The 18,502-nt window shown below is 64.9% G+C and carries 14 protein-coding genes and 1 tRNA gene; 8 read left to right on the top strand and 7 right to left on the bottom strand.

Annotation, left to right across the window (positions count from 1 at the left end):
* Positions 1–24: 24 nt before the first annotated feature.
* On the bottom strand, positions 25–2,850 hold the full coding sequence (locus tag MU856_RS01400; RefSeq protein WP_263588257.1) for a TonB-dependent receptor: 2,826 nt from the start codon (positions 2,848–2,850) through the stop codon (positions 25–27).
* Between the two features lie 307 nt (positions 2,851–3,157).
* Here MU856_RS01400 and MU856_RS01395 point away from each other — a divergent pair, with 307 nt between their 5' ends.
* Both MU856_RS01395 and MU856_RS01390 read left to right on the top strand, forming a co-directional pair.
* Positions 3,158–4,192, top strand: a complete 1,035-nt coding sequence (locus MU856_RS01395; RefSeq protein WP_062900909.1) for a LacI family DNA-binding transcriptional regulator — start codon at positions 3,158–3,160, stop codon at positions 4,190–4,192.
* Positions 4,193–4,294: 102 nt separating this feature from the next.
* A complete protein-coding gene (locus MU856_RS01390) occupies positions 4,295–5,788 on the top strand; it encodes an MFS transporter (protein ID WP_263589007.1) in 1,494 nt (497 codons plus the stop codon).
* Between the two features lie 288 nt (positions 5,789–6,076).
* Here MU856_RS01390 and MU856_RS01385 read toward each other — a convergent pair.
* A tRNA-Gln gene (locus MU856_RS01385) sits at positions 6,077–6,151 on the bottom strand.
* Between the two features lie 56 nt (positions 6,152–6,207).
* Complete coding sequence (locus tag MU856_RS01380; RefSeq protein WP_062900960.1) at positions 6,208–7,293, bottom strand: branched-chain amino acid aminotransferase; 1,086 nt, start codon at positions 7,291–7,293, stop codon at positions 6,208–6,210.
* 78 nt (positions 7,294–7,371) lie between these two features.
* Here MU856_RS01380 and MU856_RS01375 point away from each other — a divergent pair, with 78 nt between their 5' ends.
* A complete protein-coding gene (locus MU856_RS01375; protein WP_003042620.1) occupies positions 7,372–7,881 on the top strand; it encodes a MarR family winged helix-turn-helix transcriptional regulator in 510 nt (169 codons plus the stop codon).
* A 54-nt stretch (positions 7,882–7,935) separates the two neighbouring features.
* Here MU856_RS01375 and proC read toward each other — a convergent pair whose 3' ends face one another.
* Both proC and MU856_RS01365 read right to left on the bottom strand, forming a co-directional pair.
* A complete protein-coding gene (proC, locus tag MU856_RS01370; RefSeq protein ID WP_234181021.1) occupies positions 7,936–8,766 on the bottom strand; it encodes a pyrroline-5-carboxylate reductase in 831 nt (276 codons plus the stop codon).
* Positions 8,767–8,789: 23 nt separating this feature from the next.
* Positions 8,790–10,481 carry an alkaline phosphatase family protein gene (locus MU856_RS01365; protein WP_263588256.1) on the bottom strand — a complete coding sequence of 564 codons (1,692 nt, stop codon included), beginning with the start codon at positions 10,479–10,481 and terminating at the stop codon, positions 8,790–8,792.
* Positions 10,482–10,566: 85 nt separating this feature from the next.
* Between MU856_RS01365 and MU856_RS01360 the strand changes: the two genes are divergently transcribed.
* From MU856_RS01360 to MU856_RS01340, 5 genes are all read left to right on the top strand, one after another.
* On the top strand, positions 10,567–12,507 hold the full coding sequence (locus MU856_RS01360; protein ID WP_263588255.1) for a thioredoxin family protein: 1,941 nt from the start codon (positions 10,567–10,569) through the stop codon (positions 12,505–12,507).
* On the top strand, positions 12,507–13,247 hold the full coding sequence (locus MU856_RS01355; RefSeq protein WP_186401107.1) for a TlyA family RNA methyltransferase: 741 nt from the start codon (positions 12,507–12,509) through the stop codon (positions 13,245–13,247). Before MU856_RS01360 ends, MU856_RS01355 begins: the two co-directional genes overlap by 1 nt.
* 62 nt (positions 13,248–13,309) lie before the next feature.
* Entirely contained in the window at positions 13,310–13,861 is a 552-nt protein-coding gene (locus MU856_RS01350) for a TspO/MBR family protein (protein WP_186401108.1), read from the top strand.
* A 50-nt stretch (positions 13,862–13,911) separates the two neighbouring features.
* Positions 13,912–14,208, top strand: coding sequence for an accessory factor UbiK family protein (locus tag MU856_RS01345; RefSeq protein ID WP_058811245.1), 297 nt, complete (start codon positions 13,912–13,914; stop codon positions 14,206–14,208).
* A gap of 61 nt (positions 14,209–14,269) precedes the next feature.
* Complete coding sequence (locus MU856_RS01340) at positions 14,270–14,776, top strand: YbjN domain-containing protein (protein WP_062764065.1); 507 nt, start codon at positions 14,270–14,272, stop codon at positions 14,774–14,776.
* Between the two features lie 23 nt (positions 14,777–14,799).
* On the opposite strand, the gene MU856_RS01335 is transcribed toward MU856_RS01340, so the two are convergent.
* Both MU856_RS01335 and metH read right to left on the bottom strand, forming a co-directional pair.
* Positions 14,800–15,759, bottom strand: coding sequence for a right-handed parallel beta-helix repeat-containing protein (locus tag MU856_RS01335; RefSeq protein ID WP_186401110.1), 960 nt, complete (start codon positions 15,757–15,759; stop codon positions 14,800–14,802).
* Between the two features lie 116 nt (positions 15,760–15,875).
* The gene (gene metH / locus MU856_RS01330; RefSeq protein ID WP_263588254.1) at positions 15,876–18,497 is read right to left on the bottom strand and encodes a methionine synthase; all 2,622 of its coding nucleotides are present in this window, start codon (positions 18,495–18,497) and stop codon (positions 15,876–15,878) included.
* Between the last annotated feature and the right edge of the window lie 5 nt (positions 18,498–18,502).

Below are 18,502 nucleotides of genomic sequence, written 5' to 3'. Positions count from 1 at the left end.
CCGGCCGCCCCCGTCAGGGAGGGTTCAGAATTTGAACGAAGCGCCCGCGAGGTAGCGGCTGCCATAGACCTGATAGTCGATCACCGCCCGGCTATCGCGCGGATCGTCGGTGACGAAGGGCTCGTTCGTCAGATTCTGGCCCTGAATGAAGAGCGACAGCCCCTCGAGCGCGCTGCCCGGCTGGAAGTCATAGCCGATTTGGGCATCGACGATCGTCTCGGCGCGGGCGCGGCGACGGACACGATTGCCGCCGAAGCCCGACAGCTCGCCGATGAAGCTCGACCGGTAGCGCGCGCTGACGCGAGCGTTGAAGCCCCATTTCTCGAAATACGCTGTGCCGTTGGCGACCCATTTCGAATAGCCGGGAATATCCTGGGCCGGCGCACCCGGCGTCGGCTGGATCTTGGTCTTCGTATAGGACGCACCGCCCGTCACGCCGAAACCGTCGAGCGCCGATACCAGCTCACCAAGGGGCAAGGTACCCGCCAGTTCGACGCCGTAAAGCTTGCCGCCCTTGCCGTTGATCGGGACGTTCGCGGTGCCCAGATAGTTCACGATGATCGGATTGCCGTTCACGTCGAGGCCCGGATCCTGGATCGGATAGCCGGTGAAATCGAAAGCGACGTCCTGATTGTAGATATAGCTCTTCAGATCCTTGTAGAAGAGCTGCACCGCCAGATAACCCTTCGACCCGAAATATTTCTCGAACGTCAGGTCGGCGGCATTGGCGCGCCACGGACGCAGGTCCGGGTTGCCCGCGTCGCCGCGGACGACGGCGCACTGGCGGCCGACGGGGCAGACGCCATTGCCGACGTCGCCGATCGTCGTGCCATATTTCAGCGACGCGCGCATGTCGTCGAGACGCGGACGGATGATCTCGCGCGCCAGGCTGAAGCGGACCACGAAATCGCTGGCGGTGCGCAGCGACAGGTTCAGGCTGGGCAGCACATCGACATAGTCGGTGCTCGCACGCTGCGGGATGCCCTGGATGTTCGGAGAACCGTTCGCATTCTGGCCGATATAGGCGGCGCTCGCACCGTTCGAGTTCTGGTCGGTGAAAATCGCCTGCACGCCGACATTCCCGGTCAGCACCGACGAACCCATTTCCTGGTCGATGTTGGCCTGGAGATAGGTGGTCATCAACTTTTCGGACACGTCGTAGGATTTGACCACGACGTCGCCATAGGGATTGGCGACCAGCTGGTAGATGCCGGCCGCGAGCAGGTCGCGCGGGTCGTAGCTGACGACGGGGCCCAGCCCGAGGTAGGACAGGTTGGTCGTGCCGAGGCGATATTGTTCGGGGATCGGCACGCTGGTCAGGCCGTCGGTGTTGGCGACGAGACCGACAAAGGCTTCGTCGGGAACCAAGCTCTTGCTGCGATCGGTATAGTTCACGCCGAACTGCACCGATTTCAGGAAGCCGTCGAGCTCGCGTTCGACTTCGACGCGATATTGCCAGAGTTCGTCCTTGATGATGCGGTTGTTGTAATAGCCGTCCTGGCCGCCGCGGATGCGCGTACCGTCGACACCGGTCTGGTCGCCGCCCCAGCCGAGCGGGCTGGTGAGCTGGATCAGATCATAGTCGCCATAGTTCAGGCCGGGGCTGAACACGGTGCCGTTGCGGTCGCTGCTGAAGCCGATCGTATCGGTCGCGCCGACGCCCGCGCCGCGCCCGGTGCCGGCATTGCTTTCGAGGATCAGTTCGTTGCGGTCGGTCTTCGACAGGCTGATATCGGCGGTGACGTTCCAGCCGTTGTCGCCTTCCCAGCGGTTGTTCCAGCCGAAGCTGTAGAGCTTTGCCTGCCGTTCGAAGACGTCGTTACGCACGACCCCCTCGACATTGGTGAAGGTGCCCGACCGCGCGAAGACATATTGGCCGCTGCTGTCGACGTCGGTGACATTGACCCCGGCGCCGCCGAAGGCGAGGGGCAGCTCGATGCCGCGCTTGATCTGGTCGTCCTTGAAGTCCGAATAGAAGGCATCGATCGTCGAGGTGAAATTGGGGCTCGGCCGCCACTGCACCGTGCCCTGCAGGCCAAGCCGCGTCAGCTGGGTCGAGGTCGCGTAGCTTTTCGACCCGCCGATGACGACCGGGTTCGCCGCGGTACCGTCGCCGGCATAGCCCCAAGCGTTGAATTCCTGGATCTGATAGGGTTCGTCGACATAGCTCGCCGACAATGCGATCCCCAGCGTGTCGTTCGCGAACTGGTCGACGTACACCCCGTTGACGCGGTAGCCATATTTCTTCGACCCGGCGTTCAGCTTGCCGATTTCGGCCCAGCTGCCGCGCCCGCCGACCGAGATGACGCGCTTGCCATAGTCGAGCGGACGGATCGTGCGCAGGTCGACGGTACCCGAAAGCCCCTGCCCGACGATCGACGCCATCGGGGTCTTGTAGACGAGCACCTGATTGATGACTTCGCTCGGATACTGGTCATATTCGACCGCGCGGTTGTCGCCGGTCGAGGTCTGTTCGCGGCCGTTGAGCAGCGTGGTCGAGAAGTCGGGAGCGAAACCGCGGATCGAGATCGCGTTCGAGCGCCCCGATACGCGCTGCGATGTCAGGCCCGGCAAACGAGCGATCGATTCGGCGATCGAGGCGTCGGGCAGCTTGCCGATATCCTCGGCCGAAATCGATTCGACCACCTGGTCGCGGTTCTTCTTGGCATTGACGGCGCTTTGCAGGCTGGCGCTGAAGCCGGTGACCACGATCTCGCCCTCGCCGCTCGAATCGTCCGCAGACGAAGCGCCGGTATCCTGTGCCAAGGCGACGCCCGGCGCGAAGACAATCGAGGCGAGGCCAAGTGCGAGGGCACTGCCGCCGCGGCGAAGGCTTTTGTTGTTTGTCATCTATGCTCCCCTGGCTTCGACGGGTTCGCGCGCCCAGCATCAGGGGAAGCGGCTGCCAGCCGCGACTATCCTCTCCGATGCGTGGGATGATCCCATCTTTCGCCCTCGCAATTGAGGCCAATCGGCTGCGAGGGCCATAGGGTATACGTATACGCATAATATGCGCATTCCCGACGTGTCGCCCAAATGCCACAGCGGCTGTTCGAAGCGCGATGGGACTTGCAAAATCTTGGCAGGACCGCGGTCGCCGGTTACTTTGTACGCGCTGAGCGACCAACGATAAGGGCGCCGCGACCGGGAGAACAGCATGGGCCGACCACCCTCCGTCAAGCCGACGAGTTTCGACATCGCCTATCTTGCCGGCGTCTCGCAGCCGACGGTCTCGCGCGCGCTGCGCGGCAGCAAATCGGTCAGCGCTGCGACCCGGGCCAATATCGAACGCATCGCACGCGAACTGAATTACATGGTCGACAAGAATGCGTCGAGCCTGCGCTCGCAACGCACCCACACGCTCGCGCTGCTCTTCTTTGAAGATCCGACGCCTGACGAATCGATGATCAACCCCTTCTTCCTGTCGATGCTGGGATCCATCACCCGCGAATGTGCGCTGCGCGGATATGACTTGCTCATCAGTTTTCAGCAGATGCACAACGACTGGCACGTCGCCTATCAGGACAGCCACCGGTCGGACGGGATCATCCTGCTCGGCTATGGCGACTATCAGCTGTATCTCAGCAAGCTCGAGCATCTGGTCGAGATGGGCACTAATTTCGTTCGCTGGGGCTCGGTGTCGAGCGATGGGATCGGGTTGACGGTCGGGTCGGACAATGTCGGCGCGGGCGAACAGGCGGGAGCACACTTGGTGGAAATAGGCCGCCGGGCGATCGCCTTCCTCGGCGATGCGTCGGACCATGCGCCCGAATTCCAGGACCGCTACACCGGTCTGTGCCGTGCGCTTCGTGCCGCCGACATCGTGCCAGATGCCGCGCTTCAACGCGACGCGATATCCTCGGAGGCATCGGGCTATGCCGCGGCGCAGTCGTTGCTCGCTGGCAGAAAGCGATTCGACGCGATCTTCGCGGCAAGCGACCTGATCGCGATCGGCGCAATGCGCGCACTCTCCGAAGCAGGGCTGAAACTCCCGCAGGATGTCGCGATCATCGGCTTCGACGACATTCCCGCCGCTGGCCTGACCTCACCGACGCTCACGACGGTCATGCAGGACATGAAGGGCGCAGGGACGCTCCTTGTCGATGCTCTTCTCGCCAGCATCGACGGGCGACCGGTCGAGCAACGCATGTTGCCCGCCCGGTTGATCAGGCGACAAAGCACAGCAGTTTAGTCAACGTATTCGTATACGTGGTTGCCGCGCGCTTGCCCCGCACGCCACCCGCTGCAACACGTCTTGCCGACAACAGCCGTCAGCGGCCATGGGAGAGAGATGATGGAAAAGCCGCGGCAGGGTTTCGCGGGCATGTGGAACGTCAGTTTCGGCTTTTTCGGCATCCAGATTGGTTTCGCGCTGCAAAATGCGAACATGAGTCGCATTTTCCAATCGTTGGGCGAGGATATCGAGAAATTGCCCGGACTGTGGGTCGCGGCACCGCTGACCGGGTTGCTCGTCCAGCCGATCATCGGCCACATGAGCGACCGTACCTGGCTCGGCCGCCTTGGTCGGCGGCGCCCCTATTTCCTTGCCGGCGCCCTGCTCGCGACGATCGCGCTGTTCCTCATGCCCGAAAGCCCGTCCATCTGGTTTGCGGCAATGATGCTGTGGGTTCTCGACGCATCGCTCAACATTTCGATGGAGCCCTTCCGGGCGTTCGTCGGCGATATGCTGCGCAAGGATCAGCACAGCATCGGTTATGCGGTGCAGACCGCCTTCATCGGTGCCGGTGCGGTCGTCGGCTCGTTGTTCCCGGCGCTGATGGAGGCGGCAGGCGTCGCCAATGTCGCGCCACCGGGGCAGATTCCCGATACGGTTCGCTATGCTTTCTGGTTTGGCGGACTGGCCCTGTTCCTCGCTGTGTTGTGGACCGTCGTTTCGACCAGCGAATATACCCCTGCGCAGATGGCTGTGTTCGAACCCGCGAATGCAGACGATGCTCCGACCGGGCCCGCGCTGGCGGCGCGCAGCCACATCGGCAACGTTGGCTGGATTGCCGCCGGGCTGGCAGTCATCCTGATTCAGCTCGAATTTGCGCTGCTGCGCGAGGTGCTGCTGCTCGGCACGCTGTTGATCGGTTATGGCCTGGCCAGCATGATTGCCATCGCGCTCGCGCGCCGCGGCTATGAAAAGAACATGCTGTCAAGCATCGTCGGCGACTTTGCAGGAATGCCGCCGCTCATGAAGCGGCTCGCGGCGGTACAGTTCTTCAGCTGGTCTGCGCTGTTCATCATGTGGATCAATACCACGCCGATCGTCGCCCAATATCATTTCGGCACGACCGACGCGGCCAGTGCGGTTTATCAGGCGGCGGGCAACTGGGTAGGCGAGCTGTTCGCGATCTATAACGGTGTCGCGGCCGTTGCCGCTCTGACGCTGCTGCCGTGGTTGTCGCGCCATCTGGGACAGGCGCGGACGCACATGGTGGGGCTGGCCTGCGGCGCGATCGGTTTTGCGAGTTTCTTTTTGCTGCGAGATCCGACGCAGCTGATCTTCAGCGAAATTTTCATCGGTATCTTCTGGGCCTCGGTCCTTGCCATGCCCTATGCGATCCTTGCGTCGAGCCTGCCACAGGCAAAGCTCGGCATCTACATGGGTCTCTTCAACATATTCGTCGTCATCCCGCAGCTTCTGGTCGCCACAGTCATGGGGTCGATCATGCAAGCGCTTTTTCCTGGCGAGCCAATCTATACGATGGCCTTTGCGGCGCTCGCCCTGATGATGGCGCTCGCCGCCATGGCGCGTGTCGACACGGCATCGATCACCCAATAACCGCCGCCCTGCTGCGGGTCGCGGCCGAATGTTCCGGCCCTCATCAGGCTTTTTGGGAAGGCAGGTGGTGGTCGTTAGGTGATGACGTGGACAGCCTCTGCACTAGCGTATCCGTGCAACGATGCGGCCGTTGTCCTCTATGTTTCTCGAACTGCCCCGCGGCGACTTCCGGACAAGCCGGGCTGCCGACGAACTGCCCGATCTCAGATGCAACTGCGAGGGTCGCCCTTGATCAGCTTAGGGAGAAAACTGGGGTTTTCCGTCCCTTGGCTGAGGCACAGCACCGGCTGGCTGGGGCGGCAGGATTCGAACCTGCGCATGGCGGTACCAAAAACCGCTGCCTTACCGCTTGGCTACGCCCCATCGGCCGGTGCGAGGGCGCTCTATAGCGTCTCGCGACCGATTGGCAAGGCGCCGGATCAGAGGCGCGTGACCCAGCCGTGCGGGTCGGCGGCGCGGCCGCGCTGGATGTCGACAAGCCTGTCCTTCAGCATCGCCGTCACCTGTCCGGGGCCGCCGGCGCCGACGGTGAAACTGGTGGCGCCGCGCGTCACCTTGCCGACAGGGGTCACGACCGCCGCGGTGCCGCACGCAAAGCTTTCGGTCAGCCTGCCGCTGGTCGCATCGGCCTGCCACTGGTCGATCGCATAGGGTTCCTCGCGCACCGTCAGGCCCGCATCGCGCGCCAGTGTGATGATGGCGTCGCGGGTAATGCCGGGCAGGATCGTGCCGGTGAGCGGCGGGGTGACAATGCTGCCATCGTCGAAGACGAAGAACATGTTCATGCCGCCCAGTTCCTCGATCCAGCGATGCTCCGCGGCGTCGAGGAAGACGACCTGATCGTGACCCTTTGCGATCGCTTCCTGCTGCGCAATCAGGCTCGCGGCATAATTGCCGCCGCATTTGGCGGCGCCGGTGCCGCCGGGCGCGGCGCGGGTATAGTCTTCCGACACCCACAGCGAGACGGCCGGCGCGCCCGACTTGAAATAATTGCCAACCGGCGAGGCGATGACGAGGAAATGATATTCGGCGGCAGGCTTGACGCCCAGAAACACCTCGCTCGCATACATGAAGGGGCGCAGATAGAGCGCGCCGCCTTGCACCTTCGGGAACCAGTCGGCATCGACGCGGACAATCTCGCGCACCGCGGCAAGGAACAGGTCCTCGGGCAGCTCGGCCATCGCCATGCGGCGGGCGCTGGCGTTGAAGCGTGCGGCATTCGCCTCGGCACGGAACAGTGCCATCGATCCGTCGTCGAGCCGATAGGCCTTCAGCCCTTCGAATATCTCCTGCGCATAATGAAGGACCGCGGTCGCCGGATCAAGCGACAAGGGGCCGCGCGGCATCACCTGCGCATCGTGCCAGCCCTGGCCTTCCTTGTAGCGGATCGAGACCATATGATCGGTGAAGACGCGGCCGAAGACCGGGTCCGCAATCGCCGCCGCGCGTACATCGTCCGCCGTCGGGTTCGGATGCGGAAGACGGGTGAAAGCGGGTGCGGACATGGAAAAACCTAACCTCTTGGCAGTGACTCGGTGCGCGCCTCTTGCCAAAGCGCGGCGCCGCGCGCAACGGTAGTCGCCATGGCCGATGAAAATTTTCTTTCACAAGTTCCCGCTGCCTCTGCCCTTTTCTTGCGTGAAGAGGAGGTGCGCCGCGGCATCGAATTCCTGTTTTTCGGCCATGGCGCGCTGTGGCGCGCGGGCGATGCGCGGCTGGCCGAAAACGGCCTCGGACGCGCGCATTACCGCGCGCTTTACTTCATCGCGCGCCAGCCGGGGCTGACGATTTCGGACCTGCTCGCGCTGCTCGGCATCACCAAACAGTCGCTCGGCCGGGTCATCAAGGATCTGGAGGCGCGCGAGATGCTCGTCACGCGCCCGGGCAACCGCGACCGGCGGCAGAAGGAACTACGGCTCACTCCCGCCGGACGCGCCGTCGAGGCTGCGGTCTTCGGGCAGCTACGCGACGCGATGAGCCGCGCCTACACCCATGCGGGTCAGGCGGCGGTCACCGGCTTCTGGCAGGTCAACGAAGCGTTGATGTCGCCGCGCGAGCGGCAGCGCGTCGCCAGGCTGGGCAGCGAGAGCTGAGCGGGCGATAGCCGCCCGGCGCTTTCACGGCCCACGCCTTTGCGGGCGCGCCGATCAATCTTCGCCGCGGGCAAGATCGGCGAGTTCGCGGCCGCGATCGCGCGCCGCGCGCAGGACATTGGTCATCAGCGCAACGAGTTCGCCGCCTTCGTCGAGGATGTCGAGCCCGGCCTGCGTCGTGCCGCCCTTGCTCGCGACCTGCGCGACGAGCGCGCCCGGCTTTTCGCCGCTGCGCGCGAGCAGGGCGGTCGCTCCGCCAAAGGTCGCGGTCGCAAGCTTGAGCGCATCGTCGCCCGAAAGGCCAAGCCGCTCGCCCGCCGCTGCATAGGCTTCGATCAGGCGAAAGACGAAGGCCGGACCGCTGCCGGTGAACGCGGTAACGAGGTCCATCATGCCGTCGTCGGGGAGCGCAACGATCTCGCCGAGCGGCTTGAGCAGCGCTTCGATCGCGGCACTGTCGGCATCACCCGTACTGGTCACGGCCGAAACCCCAGCGCCGATGCGCGCGGCCAGATTGGGAAGGATGCGGACCTGCGCCCGCGCTTCGGGAAAACGGACCGCGAGATCGGCGAGCGAGACGCCGGCGAGGATCGAGAGCAGATGCACCTCGCCACCCGCGACCGCCGCCAGATCGCCAGCGACCTCGCCCAATTGCTGCGGCTTCATGCCGAGCATGATCCAGTCGGCGGCCTGACCCGCCGCCCGCCAGTCGGCAAGCGAGGTGAAATGCGCGGTGCCTTCGCGCGGCGCCGCGAGCGGATCGACGACGGCGACCCGCGCCGGATCGAGCCCCGCGACGAGCCAGCGATCGAGCATCGCGCCCGCCATATTGCCGCAACCGACCAGCAGCATCCGGCCGGCAAATTTTCCCAAAGTCTTCGTCATGATTCCTTGTTCTTCATTCTTCTTTACGGACGGCAACTGCTTTCCGGACCCGAAAGCAGGTCGAGGCAGCGGCCATCGATCTTGGCCGCGTCGACCGGCAGGTCAATGAGCGCGGCAAGCGTCGGCATGATATCCACCGTCATCACGGCATTCGGCTGTTCGAAGGCGGTGAGCCCCTTGCGCCAGAAAAGGATCGGCACGCGGCGGTCATAGTCCCATACCGAACCGTGCGTCGCGACATAGCCGAGGCCCGATTCGGGGATCGGCGTGACGCGCGGTTTGAGCACGACAATGAAATCGCCCGAACGCTGCGCATTATAGGAAGCGCGCAGCTTGTCCATCAGCGTCCACACGTCGGGCGACCGCTTCGAGATCGGATGGTTCGCCAGTTCCTCACCGGTCACCACCGCCTCGACTTGGCGGTGGGCGCGGTAGCGCGCTACCAGCTCGTCCAGCGCCGCCCTGCGCTGCGCGGGGGTCAACGCCTTCGACAGATACATGTCGCCGAACGGGCCGTCGCCATAGAGCAGCGGCTGCGGCAGGCCGAGCTTTTCGGCCACCGCCTTGCCCATCGCTTCGGGATCGAGCGCGGCTTCGACGCGTTCAGCGGCGGGCCAGGCGTTTTGGCGGTTGCGTTCGGGGAGATCGTGACCGCCATGGTCGGCGGTCAGCACGACGGCATAGTCGATGCCGGTCGCATCGAGCCGTGCGAAGAAGTCGCCGAGCTGCTGGTCGAGCGCGTGCATCTGGATGCACATCTCGGCGCCCTCGGTGCCCGTGCTGTGGCCGATATAGTCGGTCGCCGACAGGCCGAGGATCAATAGATCGGTCGTGGTGCCCTCACCCAGCTTGCGCGCAGCGCGCAGCGCGGCGCCGGCGGCGAGCACCGCGCCGTCCGCTTCGGGCGAGGCCATGAAGCGGCGGAAATCGCCGCCATCGCGCTGAAAGCGGCCGGTGCCGACCGTGCCGCCCTTGTCAATCGGGATCGCGATATTGTGTGACGCGCAATCGGCGGGCAGGTCCATCGCGGGGCGCGCTTGGCCAATCGCCGCGGCGATCGCGCTGCTTGCCTGCTGCGCGACCAGCGACAGCGTGATGCCGCGATAGCTGGTGAGGCCGCCCGGAAACAGCCACATCAGCTCGTCCGCCTTGCGCCCGCCCATCATGATCGCGGCGCGATCCTTGCCTGCGACCGAGACGATCTGCGCTTTCGGATCGCGCGCCTTCATCAGATCGCCGAGTGTCGGGACCATCAGATGATTCACCGATGCCGCATATTTGCCGCCGCCCGAACTTGTATCCGGCACGGTTTCGTCCTCGGCGCAATAGACGCGCTTGTCGGACCGGGCGACCGAGAGGTCGAAATAATTATTCGCGATGATCCCGGTGTGCGCCGGATGATTTCCGGTCAGGATCGTCGAATGGCCGGGGCAGGTTTCGGTCGCGCCGTGCGACTGATACCCCGCCGGAAATACCACGCCCGACGCAAGCCGCGCGAGACCGCCGGTGTAATGGCTGCGATATTCGGCAAACAGATCGGCCGAAAACTGGTCGACGGAGATTGCGACGATCAGCTTGGGCGGCGGGGTTGCCGCCGTAACCTTTGCGACCGGTGGCGCCGAATCCTGCGCAAGGCCGGCTCCGGCATTTGCGAAACAGAGGGTGGCAGCGAGAACGGTGGTCAGGCTTTTGAGCTTCACGGGGAACATCTCCATGGCTGGGGTCGTCAGCGCGGGCTGTCCTCTCGACGAAAGCCGCCTATATGGCAAGCCTCGAACGACAGGCAGACACAGGACAGGCATGGATCGCGCGAAAGACGGCTTTGTGACAGACCGAAGTGCATCAGCGACGGCGCGCGCGCTGCTGGCGCTGCTCGCCCTGGTTCTGCTCGCCTTCGCTCCTTCGCAGGCGCAGACCACGCATATCGCGCCGCGGCTGGTCGCCGAATCGGTGGTACCGTCGCCCGGCGGAGCGACGACGATTGCCCTCGCGATGACCCCCGATAAGGGTTGGCACGGCTATTGGTCGAACGGCGGCGACGCCGGTTTCGGCATGCAAGTCGAATGGAACGCGCCGCCAGGCGTCACCGTAGGCGCCTTTCGCTATCCGGTTCCCGAGGCGCTGACGCTCTTTGGGCTGATGAACCATGTCTATGAACATCCCTATGCGCTGCTCGCCGATGTCCGCGTCGACAAGAGCGTCGCGCCGGGGACCGACCTGACGCTGACCGGCATCGCCAACTGGCTCGCCTGCACCGACAAGATCTGCGTTCCCGAAAAAGCGGTGATCTCGGTCGCGATGAAGGCTGGCGACGGAGCCATCGCAGCGGGCGCGCAGCAGCAATTCGACGCATGGCGCGCCAAGCTGCCGCAGCCGCTCGACCGCGCGGGCCGGTGGGAACGCCGCGGCGCGATGGTGCGCTTCGCCGTACCGCTGCCCGAGGGAACATCGTTAACGGTACCGCATCTGTTCGCAGCGACCCAAGGCGTCGTCGATTATCCGGCAGTGCAGCGCTTCAGCCGCAACGGGGACTGGATCGTGATCGAAACGGCGGGCAAGGGCAACGCGCAAGGGGAAATCGACGCGCTGCTCAAGCTCGACCAGGACCGTGGCCTTTCCGTACGCTTCGTCCCCGGCGCGGTTCCGGCGGCCGGCAAGGCGATCGCCGGGGGCGGCTCCGGCGGCGGGGCCGGTATCGACTTGGCGCTGTTCTGGACCGCGCTCGGCGGCGCGATCGTCGGCGGATTGATCCTCAATTTGATGCCCTGCGTCTTTCCGATCCTGAGCCTGAAAGCACTCAGCCTTGCGCGGTCGGGCGACGATGCACGCGCCGCGAAGGTCGAGGCTGTGGCCTATACGGCGGGTGCGGCGCTCACCGCGCTACTGCTCGGCGCGCTGCTGCTCGGCCTGCGCGCGGCGGGCGAGCAGGTCGGCTGGGCTTTTCAACTGCAGCATCCGGCGAGCGTGTTCGTGCTGCTGCTGCTCGCGCTCGCCATCACGCTCAATCTGCTGGGCGTCTTCGAACTGCCGTCGTTCGGCGGCGGCCAACGGCTCGCAAACCAGAGCGGCGCGGCGGGCGGTTTCTGGACCGGCGCGCTCGCGGCCTTTGTCGCCACGCCGTGTAGCGGCCCCTTGCTCGGCGCCGCGCTCGGCGCCACGCTGGTCCTTCCGGCCTGGGCTGCCCTGCCGATTTTCGGCGGGCTGGGTCTTGGTATCGCCCTCCCCTTTCTGGCCGTCGGCTTCGTGCCTGCGCTCCGCAATCGCATGCCCAAGCCGGGACCGTGGATGGCGACCTTCCGCAAATGGATGGCGCTACCGATGGCCCTGACCGCGCTCGCCCTCGCCGTCCTCCTGTGGCGACAGGTTGACGGGCGCGAGGCGGGGCATGGCGCGGGAATCGAAGTCTCGGCCGATCGCTATTCGGCGGCGGCGCTTGCCAAGGCGCGTGCGACGGGAAAGCCCGTGTTCGTCTATTTCACCGCCGACTGGTGCCTGTCGTGCAAGGCTAACGAGGCAGGCGCGATCAACCGCGAGGCGGTGCAGGATGCGTTCGACAAGGCGGGCGTCGTCACGCTCGTCGGCGACTGGACCAACGGCGACCCCGCCATCACGCGTGCCTTGGCCGAGCATGGCCGCAACAGCGTGCCGCTTTACCTCTGGTACGCGCCGGGAAAGTCCGAACCCGAAATCCTGCCGCAGATCCTGACGCCGGGACTTCTCACCGACCGGACAGGCGACTGATGGCGAAGCAGCGTGCCGACCAGCTGCTTGTCGATCGCGGACTCGCCGAAAGCCGGACGCGCGCGCAGGCGCTGATCCTCGCCGGCCTCGCCTTCGTCGGCGACCGCAAGATCGACAAGGCGGGGCAGCAGATCGCCGAGGATGCCGCGATCAGCGTCAAGGGCCGCGACCATCCATGGGTGTCGCGCGGCGGGATCAAACTCGACCATGCGCTGACGCATCTGGGCTGGGATATTGCGGGCGCGGTGGCGATCGACGTGGGATCGTCGACCGGGGGTTTTACCGACGTGATGCTGAACCGCGGCGCGGCACGCGTCTATGCGGTCGATTCGGGGACCAACCAGCTCGCCTGGAAGTTGCGGCAGGACGACCGCGTCATCGTCCACGAGCAGACGAGCGCGCGCATCCTGACCGCCGATCATATTCCCGAGCCGGTCGATCTCATCGTCTGCGACGCGAGCTTCATCGCGCTGTCGAAGGTGCTGCCGGTGCCGATGGCCTTTGCCAAAGCGGGCGCGCGCCTCGTCGCTCTGATCAAGCCGCAGTTCGAAGCCGAACGGCACGAGGTCGGCAAAAAGGGCGTGGTACGCGACGCCGCGGTGCACGCCCGCGTCTGCTCCGAGGTGCGCGACTGGCTGGAACGTTCGGGCTGGCGCGTCGTTGAGACGGTCGAAAGTCCGATCACCGGACCCGAAGGAAATGTCGAATTTCTGATTGCGGCTACGAAATCCGCAGCTTGACGCGGGCGGTGCGCGCCGCGACAGCATGACCGACACAGATTCGCGCGCGAAGGACCAGATGCATGAGCGAGATTGCCACCCCCGGTCAGCTACGCATGTCCTATTGGCGCTGGGCGATGTTCACCGTCCCGGCGCTCGTCCTGATCGGCAGCCTGATGGGTCTGCTCTCGAACAGCGGCTATGACAATCGCTGGTTCATGGCGCTCGACCGGCCCGCGATCGTTCCGCCCGGCTGGGTCTTCGGGGTCGTGTGGACGACGCTCTATGTCCTGCTCGGCCTGGCGCTGGCGATGATCCTCCACGCGCGCGGCGCGCGCGGGCGCGGCTTTGCGCTGGCGCTGTTCTTCGTGCAGCTGATCGCCAATTTCGCCTGGTCGCCGCTCTTTTTCGGCATGCATCAGGTGACCGCCGCGCTCTATCTCGTCATTTTCATCCTGATGGTGACGATCGCGACGACCTTTGCCTTTGCGCGGATCCGCAAGGCGGCGGCGTGGCTGCTCGTCCCCTATATGATATGGCTCAGCTTCGCGACGATCCTGAATTTCCAGATCGATCAGCGCAACCCCGACGCCGAAACCCTTGTGCCGGCCGCCGCGACCTCCCAGATAGGATGACGACCCGATTTGGGTGAATACAGGGGACGACCCCGACAAAGGACAGGATAATGCAAAGCGAAAACCGGTTTTTCGACGATCTGGCCAAGATGGTCAACGGTATCGCAGGCACCGTCGCCGGTGCCGGACGCGAAGCCGAAACCGCGATGCGCGAACGCGCGAAGGAATTCGTCGGCCGCATGGACTTTGTGAGCCGCGAGGAATTCGAGGCGGTGAAAGAAATGGCGGCCAAGGCACGCGCCGAAGCCGACGCGCTGAAGGCGCGGCTCGACAAGCTCGAAGCCGCGGCAAAGCCGGCCGCCGCCGCGAAGGCGCCGGCCAAGCCCCGCGCCGCACCCAAGAAGTAACGGAGCGGGCTTTCCCCCGCGCGACTCGCCACCCGGCCAAAGTCGCGCTAAGGGCGCAGCCATGACCGACGATATTTACGACGACGAGGACGGCCAGGAAGCCGCGCCGATGGATATGCTGGCGTCCTATTTTGCGGCGCACGACTGGCCGCACGAAATGATCGGCGAGGACGAGATCGTCGCGACCGCACAGGGCAGCTGGACGACCTATGAATTGCGCGCGGTGTGGCGGCCCGAGGACGGGGTGCTGCAACTGCTCGCCTTCCCCGACATCCGCGTCGTCGAGGACAAGCGCAGCGTCGCGCATGAAGCGCTCGCGATGATCAACGAACAACTCTGGCTCGGCCATTTCGAGCTATGGTCAAACAGCGGCACCATACTCTATCGTCACGCGATGCTGATCGGCAGCGATGCGGCGATGCCGCTCGACATCACCGAAACGCTGGTCGAAAGCGCTATCGACGAATGCGAGCGCTTTTACCCGGTGTTCCAGTTCGTGCTGTGGGGCGGCAAGACGCCCGCCGAGGCACTGGCCGCGTCGCTGATCGAGACGCGCGGCGAGGCCTGACCCGCCGCGCCGGGCGCGCTTGCTTACCGCTTTTCGAAGGGCTTGAGGCCGGGGCCGATCTGATTGGCCCCGATCGCCAGCGGCTCGCCGCTCCAGTCGGCGACGAACACCGAGGATCGGCCGATGCCCTGCGGGATGCTCGCGCGATTGCCCTCGATCACCAGCCCGCGCGACGGATTGTCGCGGCTCTCGGCTGCGACCGCGATCAGCGCCGAGTAATTTTCCTTGTCGCGCCCCTGGACGAGCAGATTGCCCGTGATCCGTCCGGTCGAACCAGAGGGCAGATCGATGAGATAATTGGTCGCGGTCCCCTGCGTATCGTCGAAACTATTGTCGCTGATTTCGACCTCGCGCGCGCGGGCCTTCAGATAATGGCCGCCGCTGCCCTTTTCGAAGCGCGTGTGCGTCACGACGACGCGTCCATATTCGCCGGTATAGACGCTGTGCGCGCAGCTCAGCCCGCGGTCGCAGCGGCCAAGGCGCGAAAAGGTCGAGCGGTCGATCGTCAGCGTCGCCGCCGGATCATTGGCGGTCAAAATCCCTTCCTCGCTGTTGCGGAACAGGCTGTTCGCCACGTCGAGATTGCCCTGTTCGAGCCGGATGCCCGCGCCATTGCCGTCGGGAACGCGCATATTCTGGAACACCAGACCGTCGACGCGCGCGGCGCGGCCGCGCAGCACCAGCGCCGCCTTGCCCTCGCAGCTCACGCCGTCGAAGATCGCGCGCCCTGCCTCGGCCGCGACGAAGGCAACGCGGCCGGCGGTCTGGACCGCGCAATCGCGATGATAGCCCGTCGCGATGCGGATCGTGCCGTCGCCATCGCCGATCGCGTCGACCGCCTCTTGAAGCCGCCCGAAGGCGCGGCCGCTTTCGGCGACGACATAGGGCGCTGCCCCCGCCTGCGCGGGCAGCGGCGCGGGCGCGAACAGCATCGGCAGGGCGAGAAGCGGCAGCATGGGCCGACGAAGGAGCATCTGGATCATCGCCGCGCCATACCCCTTTTGCGGCCCCACGTCCTTCGCGAAGCTGGTTAACGAAGGCGCTGTCCCTTTGTCGGACAGCCCTCCCCCGCCGGGTTAACCCGCCCCCTTTACCGATGTCAGTCGAGGTTCGGACGCAGCCAGCGGCGGGCGGTTTCGATATCGACCCCGCGCCGCACGGCATAGTCGGCAAGCTGATCTTCCCCCACGCGCGCGACCCCGAAATAGCTTGCGTCGGGATGGCCGAAATAGAAGCCCGAAACCGCTGCGGTCGGCAGCATGGCAAAGCTCTCGGTCAGCGTTGCCCCCGAATTGGCCCCGGCATCGAGCAGGTCGAAGAGGATCGGCTTCAGACTGTGATCCGGGCACGCGGGATAACCGGGCGCGGGACGGATGCCGCGATATTCTTCCTTGATGATCGCCTCTGGCGTCAATTGTTCGGCGGGCGCATAGCCCCACAGATCGGTGCGGACATGCGCGTGGAGCCGTTCGGCAAAGGCTTCGGCGAAGCGGTCGGCGAGCGCCTTCAGCAATATGTCGCTATAGTCGTCGTGCGCCGCCTTGAAGCGCGCAAGGTGCGGCTCGATGCCGTGGATAGCGACCGAAAAGCCGCCGATCCAGTCGCCGTCGTGGCTGACGAAATCGGCGAGGCACATATTCGGGCGCCCTTCGCGCTTCGCGATCTGCTGGCGCAGGAAGGGGATACGGACATGCCGTTCTTCCTCGGCAAGGTGAATGATGACATCGTCGCCTTCGCGTCGGCAAGGCCATAGCGCCGCGACGCCCCGCGCGTGAAGCCAGCCCTCGCCGATGATCTTTTCGAGCATCGCGCGCGCGTCGGCATAGAGGTTCGTCGCGCTTTCGCCGACGATTTCGTCGTCGAGGATCGCCGGGTAATTGCCCGCCAGCTCCCATGCGCGGAAAAAGGGCGTCCAGTCGAACCATTCGACGAGTTCAGCCAGATCCCAATTGTCGAACACATGGACGCCGGGCCTTTCGGGCGGGAACGGCCGGATATGCTCGTCGACGACGAAGCCGTTAGCGCGCGCATCGTCGATCGGCACCAGCGCGCTCTGCCCCTTGTTGGCGCGCACGTCGCGGATATGTTCGTAATCCGACTTGTAACCGCGAACGAACGCATCGCGCCCGGTGTCGCTGACGAGCGAGGTCGCGACACCGACCGCGCGGCTCGCATCGAGCACGTGCAGGACCGGCCCCTGATAGGCGGGGTCGATGCGCAGCGCGGTATGGACCTTCGACGTCGTCGCGCCGCCGATCAGCAGCGGCATCGTCATGCCGGCGCGCTGCATTTCCTCGGCCACCGTCACCATCTCGTCGAGCGAGGGGGTGATTAGGCCCGACAGGCCGATCATGTCGGCGTCATTCTCGTTCGCCGCCTCGAGGATTTTCGGCCAGGGCACCATGACGCCCAGATCGACGATCTCGAACCCGTTACATTGCAGCACGACGCCGACGATGTTCTTGCCGATATCATGGACGTCGCCCTTCACGGTCGCCATCACGACCTTGCCCTTGCCCTTCGCGCCGGGTTCCTTGGCGGCTTCGATAAAGGGCAGCAGATGCGCGACCGCCTTTTTCATGACGCGCGCCGATTTGACGACCTGCGGCAGGAACATCTTGCCCGAGCCGAACAGGTCGCCGACGACATTCATGCCGTCCATCAACGGCCCCTCGATCACCTCGATCGGGCGGTCCATCAGCAGCCGCATCTCTTCGGTATCGTCGACGACATGCGCGTCGATGCCCTTGACCAAGGCATGTTCGAGCCGCTTTTCGACCGGCCAGCCGCGCCATTCCTCGGCCGCCTTTTCCTGCGCCGCGTTGCTGCCCTTGTAGCGTTCGGCGAGCGCGATCAGCCGCTCGGTCGGGCTCAGTTCCTCGCCCTCCACCTTGCGGTTGAGGATGACATCCTCGCACGCGGTGCGCAGTTCGGGGTCGATCGTGTCATAGACGTCGAGCTGCCCCGCGTTGACGATCGCCATGTCGAGCCCGGCGGGGATTGCGTGATAGAGGAAGACGCTGTGCATCGCGCGGCGCACCGTCTCGTTGCCGCGAAAGCCGAACGAGAGGTTGGACAGCCCGCCCGAGAAATGGACGTGCGGACAGCGGACGCGGATTTCCTTCACCGCCTCGATGAAATCGACCGCATAATTGTCATGCTCCTCGAGCCCCGTCGCGACCGCGAAGATATTGGGGTCGAAGATGATGTCCTCGGGCGGAAAACCGATGGTCATCAGCAGCTTGTAGGCACGCTCGCAAATCTCGATCTTGCGCTCTTTGGTGTCGGCCTGTCCCACCTCGTCGAACGCCATCACGACAACCGCGGCGCCATAGGCCATGCATTTGCGTGCATGGTCCAGGAAAGCCTCCTCGCCCTCCTTCATGCTGATCGAATTGACGATCGGCTTGCCGGGGACGCATTTCAGCCCTGCTTCGATCACCTCCCACTTCGACGAATCGATCATCACCGGCACGCGCGCGATGTCGGGTTCGGCGGCGATCAGCTTCAGGAAGGTCGTCATGGCGCGCACGGCGTCGAGCAGGCCTTCGTCCATGTTCACGTCGATGACCTGCGCGCCATTTTCGACCTGCTGGCGCGCGACCTCGACCGCCGCGGTGAAATCGTCGGCGAGGATCAGCCGCTTGAAGGCGGCGGAGCCGGTGACGTTGGTGCGTTCGCCGATGTTGACGAACGAGGAGGAGGAGAGAGTTGCGGTCATCGAAC

It is taken from the genome of Sphingopyxis sp. GC21 (assembly GCF_025727575.1).
Taxonomy (GTDB): Bacteria; Pseudomonadota; Alphaproteobacteria; order Sphingomonadales; family Sphingomonadaceae; genus Sphingopyxis; species Sphingopyxis terrae_A.
This window is presented reverse-complemented; position numbering and strand designations above follow the sequence as displayed.